This window comes from Ruegeria sp. YKSF57 (assembly GCF_059612585.1).
In genome coordinates, this window is the sequence record NZ_JBXWQW010000100.1 from 1 (window position 1) to 5,016 (window position 5,016).

Annotated in this window: 5 protein-coding genes; 4 read left to right on the forward strand and 1 reads right to left on the reverse strand. The window is 49.6% G+C overall.

From position 1 onward, the window contains the following. The 4 genes from dctP to AC2FLX_RS21870 all read left to right on the forward strand — a co-directional run. A partial coding sequence (gene dctP / locus AC2FLX_RS21855) for a TRAP transporter substrate-binding protein DctP (protein WP_496875561.1) occupies positions 1-724 on the forward strand: 724 nt, incomplete at its 5' end. A gap of 84 nt (positions 725-808) precedes the next feature. After that, positions 809-1,312 (forward strand): TRAP transporter small permease subunit, encoded by a 504-nt coding sequence (locus tag AC2FLX_RS21860; RefSeq protein WP_102106010.1) that lies wholly within the window; start codon positions 809-811, stop codon positions 1,310-1,312. Positions 1,313-1,341: 29 nt separating this feature from the next. Then, positions 1,342-2,649 carry a TRAP transporter large permease gene (locus AC2FLX_RS21865; RefSeq protein WP_152477518.1) on the forward strand — a complete coding sequence of 436 codons (1,308 nt, stop codon included), beginning with the start codon at positions 1,342-1,344 and terminating at the stop codon, positions 2,647-2,649. Between the two features lie 10 nt (positions 2,650-2,659). Beyond that, positions 2,660-4,276, forward strand: coding sequence for a GMC family oxidoreductase (locus tag AC2FLX_RS21870; RefSeq protein ID WP_037275501.1), 1,617 nt, complete (start codon positions 2,660-2,662; stop codon positions 4,274-4,276). Positions 4,277-4,321: 45 nt separating this feature from the next. Here AC2FLX_RS21870 and AC2FLX_RS21875 read toward each other — a convergent pair. Beyond that, the coding region (locus tag AC2FLX_RS21875) for a LysR substrate-binding domain-containing protein (RefSeq protein ID WP_496875562.1) at positions 4,322-5,016 on the reverse strand (695 nt) is incomplete at its 5' end.

A 5,016-nucleotide genomic window follows, 5' to 3' on the forward strand; every position in this document is an offset into this window, starting at 1 on the left:
CTTGCAGGGGATTAACGAATGGCCCGCAGGTCTCTATGATCAGCAAGCCTTAGAATGGTTCTATTCCGGCGGCGGTAAAGAATTGCTTCGGCCAGTTGGTGAGCGGAACAACTTTTACTACCTAGGCGTTTCGACACTGCTTGGCGAAAACATCTGGTCCAACAAGAAGATTGAGTCTCTTGAAGATTTTAAAGGTCTCAAAATTCGCACTGCAGGTTTGACCGCTGAATCCCTTTCCAAATTTGGCGCTTCTCCGGTTAGCATGGCATCTGAAGACATCTATACCGGCATGCAACGCGGAACGATTGATGCGTTCGAATTTGTATCCACACCAGTTCATTACGGCTTTGGTTGGCATGAAGTTACCAAATATGTCATTAACCCAAAATTCACGATGGGCGGGTCTTCGGATTGGATTGTGAACCTGGATTCATGGAACGCATTGCCTGACGACCTGAAAGAGATTGTGGACAACTCTTTGCGGGCCGCAAGCGATGATTTCTTTGTGCAGTCACGTCTTGAAGAGGGCGAGATTGTGAAGAAGCTGGAGGAAGCGGGAGTTGAGTTTCTTACGTGGCCAGAGGGCGAGATCGAAAAATTCGAGAAAGCCCGTTATGAAGTCGTTCGCGAAAAGTATTCGCCCAACTCAGAAGACTTTCGTGTGATCCAGCAGTCGCGCATGGATTTTTTGACCAAGCTTGGCTACGCTGTCGAAGCGCCCTGAAACCTGAATATTATTGTCTGAACTAAGAAAAAGGGCCCGGGCAGTAATGCCCGTTCCCAACAATTAAAAAAGGGAGGCGGGAGCGTGCAGAAATTACTTTCATTAGTGGATGGAACATCAAAATACCTGTCGTATTTGGCGACACTTGCGCTGATCGCGGGGATGATAGCCGCATGTTACGAAGTTTTTGCGCGTTATGTACTGTCCCAACCTACGATATGGACGGGAGAACTTGTGCAGATCTTGTTCGGCTCCATTTTTCTACTATGTGCGGCTGACAACCTGCGCACGGGTGGACATGTTGCCATCGACTTTATCAATAGCCTTTTGTCGCGCCGGATGAATTTGATCCTTGCCGGAACTGTTAGTCTGGTTATCTGCATATACTCGGCTATCTTTCTTAAAGTTATTTGGAAGCGTGCCACTGACTCCATTTTGATGTTGGAGACTTCGAACACGCCCTGGGATCCACCTGTATGGCCTTTGTCGTTTCTCTTGATCGTGGCGGTCGGAACGATGTTCTTGCAGGCGTTAGCGTCGTTTATCCGAACCACACAGGGTAACGATCCCTCTCTACCACAAAAATAACTCTTATTGACTAAAAAGAGAAACCAATTATGGACCCTGCGCTCCTTACCGTTCTGCTTTTCCTATCGGTGATCATCGTGTTGTTTTTCAGCGTGCCAATTGCCTTTGGAGTTGGCATTGTCTCACTGGCTTTCGGCTATTTTGTCTGGGGTCCTGCTTCGATCTTTATTCTGGGCAGTCAAGTTTACTCGGGGATGCAGAATACCTCTTTGGTTTCATTGCCGTTCTTTATGTTCATGGCATCGATACTTGTTCGAAGTGGTATTGCCGACGACCTTTATAGCGCAATGTATTTGATAATCGGCAAAGTTCGAGGCGGGTTGGCTATCGGGACAATTTTCGTCTGCGCTGGAATCGGCTGCATGTCAGGCGTCAGCGCGGTTGGTGTGATTACTTCAACCAAGATAGCTTTGCCTGCGATGTTAAGCCGGAACTATGATGAGAAAATCGCGTTGGGTGTCATTATGGTTGGTGGGGCACTTGGCCAGCTTTTTCCTCCAAGCATTCTTGCAATCGTCTTTAGCGGGTTATCAGGCGTTTCAGTGGGTAAAATGTTTGCGGTAGGCTTATCGACCGGTGCCGTGATGGTATTCTTTCTCGTTGCCTATATAGTTGTTCGCTGCTGGTTGGATAAAAATCTGTGCCCTGCGGCTGATGACAGTATGATGGGACATATCGAACCAAAAGAACGTGTGCGTATCTATTTGCGGACTGTGCCATCCGTTTTGGTCGTTTTTGCAGTTTTGGGATCCTTGTTCGCAGGCATTGCCACACCGACAGAAGCGGCTGCGATCGGGGCCGCAGCAAGTATGATCATCGCATTGATTTTGGGCACCATCGATCTGAAGCGTATTTTTGAAGCGGCGGTCGAGGCCGCCAAGCAAACGACAATGGTGTTGTGGATTGCCCTCAATTCATTGCTTCTGGTCTCTGTTTATTCAGGTATTGGTGGTGATGAGGTTGTGCGTGCCTTGATAGATAGCTTGGGAGTTTCACCGGGGGTCGTGATTGGGGTTATGCTTGCCACAATCTTTGTATTGGGATTTTTCGTCGACCCTATCGGTATTCTGTTTTTGGTCATGCCGGTGTTTTTGCCCGTACTGACTGCGCTTGATGTTAATATGGTTTGGATCGGTGCCCTCGTCATTCTGGTTTTGGAAACCGCGTATCTGACGCCACCATTCGGATATAACATATTTTTCCTGAAGTCAGTGGCACCGCCGTCCATTAGTTTGCGAACAATTTACGCCGCAGCGCCGGCTTTCGTTTTGATGCAACTGGTGACCGTCGCGGCGTGTTTTACGATGCCTGGAATTGTTCTTTGGATCATTAACTAGGAGACAACGAATGAAAGAAAGTGCAATTTACGATTATATAATCGTCGGCGCGGGCTCTTCCGGATGCGCTTTGGCGGAACGCCTAAGTCGAGATGCGACAGCACGTGTGGCACTGATCGAAGCGGGAAAGAGTGATAAATCCTTGCTCATCAGGATGCCTGCCGGGGTACGACTGCTCTATAATGGCGCGGCCTATAACTGGAAATTCTCGACCACGGCCCAGCCTGAGCTTGAGGCACGCAAAATTTATATACCGCGTGGCAAGGTGATCGGAGGATCGTCTTCCATCAATTCTATGATTGCTATCAAGGGTGCCCGTAGCGATTACGAAAAATGGGCGGCTGTTTCCTCTCCTGAGTGGGGGCCCGAAAACATGTATCGGGTTTTGCGTGAAATCGAAGATTGTAGCGCTCTACCCCTAGTGAGCCGTAACGGGCGCGGACAGGATGGGCCAATAAAGCTATCGCGGCGATTGACCGGCCATACCTTGTCCGAGGCCTATATTGAGGCTTGTGAGCAAGCGGGCATTGGGCAAAACGATGAAGGGTTCAACGGCGAAAATCAGGCGGGTGCTGGTTACTTTGATGTGAACATCGCGTATGGCAAACGCCATGGCGCGTCAATGTTCCTTAAGAAAGCGAGTGGTCGGAGCAACTTGACCGTTCTGTCCGGATTGCCAGTACGGCGGGTCCACCTAGAGAATGGTGCAGCTTGTGGTGTTGTAGTTAAAAAAGGCTCTGATGAAGTACTGCTCCGTGCCGATAGCGAAGTAATCTTAAGCGCGGGGTCAATTGGCACACCGCAGCTTTTGATGTTGTCCGGAATTGGGCCTTCGACGCATTTGCGCGAAACGGGGATAACCCCCATCATTGATGCTCCTGAGGTTGGTCAGAACCTGCGTGACCATCTGGATTGTTCAATACGTTGGGCGACGCAGGGCGTTGACACTTATACCAAATATTTTCGACCCTACGAGGGCCTTTGCCACAGCGCCCTAGCCGGCGCGCAATATCTTCTCAAAGGTACGGGAAGTGCTGCGACACAAGGGATTGAGGCGGGTGCCTTTTGGGGGACCGATCGTCCTGACCAAGCTGAATTTCAAACTCATCTTGTCTTGGCGTTAAAGTGGCCGCCGAAAGGAGAACAACATCCAAAGAACGGTTTTGCTTTGCGTGTTTGCCAGCTCAACCCACAAAGTGTTGGCGAAATCAGGCTAGCCTCCGCCGATCCGAATGATGCTCCGTTTATCGATCCGCGGTTTTTGTCCCATTCGAAGGATCTTGATATGCTGGCTGATGGCGTTACCCGTATGGTGGATGTCGTCGAAAGTGGAGCCATGCGGACATATCTAGATAAGGCGATTGATAAAGATGCATTAAGCACCGATCCCGAGGTGGTGCGTCGCTGGATCAGAAAAAACGCGGAAACCGTCTATCACCCCGTTGGCACATGTCGCATGGGTAACGATGATAGCTCTGTGGTTGATAGCGCCCTGCGGGTACGCGGCGTAGAAAACCTGCGTGTCGCGGATGCGTCGATCATGCCAACAATCCTGAGCGGAAATACCAATCTGAGCTGCATGGCTATTGGTTTGATTGCTGGCGAGACAATTCAGGCCAGTAGTTAACAGGAAGCTCCCCGGATTTTGACCGCTTACAACAGGTAGGGCACTCTAAATCTCCTGTTGTAGCCAAGACATGAAGGTAGGGAATAACGGATGGGTTTCAGTCGCTTTCGGTCGGATTACCGAAAAGGGGCAAACGATTGCTTTGTTATCACTGAATGCATGGGCAAGGCGGTTTGACGAGAATTCACGGTCCAGAAGGGCTTCGATTCCGATAGCTATTCCAAGCCCGCTCATGGCTGCTTCGTACATCATCGACGCGTTTTCAAACCATTGACCACGCTTTGTATCAACATGAATGCCATTTGCATTTGACCATCTTTCCCAATCTTTGGGCCGGGTTTCGCAATGTAAAAGTGCATTTTGCCAATCGGCAACATCGCTGATCAACGTATTAGGCGGGAGATAATCCGGCCGACATACCGGAACCAAATTCGTCTCAAACAACCGCGACGAAATATATCTTTGATCCTCTAAACTATCTGAAAGTATTGCGAGGTCGATGCCCATCTGTTCGAAATGAATCTCATGACTAAGAGTGGTGACAATCCGAAGTTGCGCGCCTGGATGAGATTGCAAATACCGTGACCAGCGGGGGACTAGCCAGCTGACGATGAAGCTGGGGTAGGCGCATATAACAAGGGGTCGATCGGCATTTTTTCCGACCAGATTATGTGTGGCCAAACTAATTTCATCAAAGACGTCGGCTAGACTATCAGCGTAATTCCGTCCTTCGTGGGTTA

What these genes read in the sequence shown, in the direction of transcription:
- AC2FLX_RS21865 (WP_152477518.1), top strand. Translation starts at nt 1,342, where the DNA reads ATGGACCCTGCGCTCCTTACCGTTCTGCTTTTCCTATCGGTGATCATC.
- AC2FLX_RS21870 (WP_037275501.1), top strand. Translation starts at nt 2,660, where the DNA reads ATGAAAGAAAGTGCAATTTACGATTATATAATCGTCGGCGCGGGCTCT.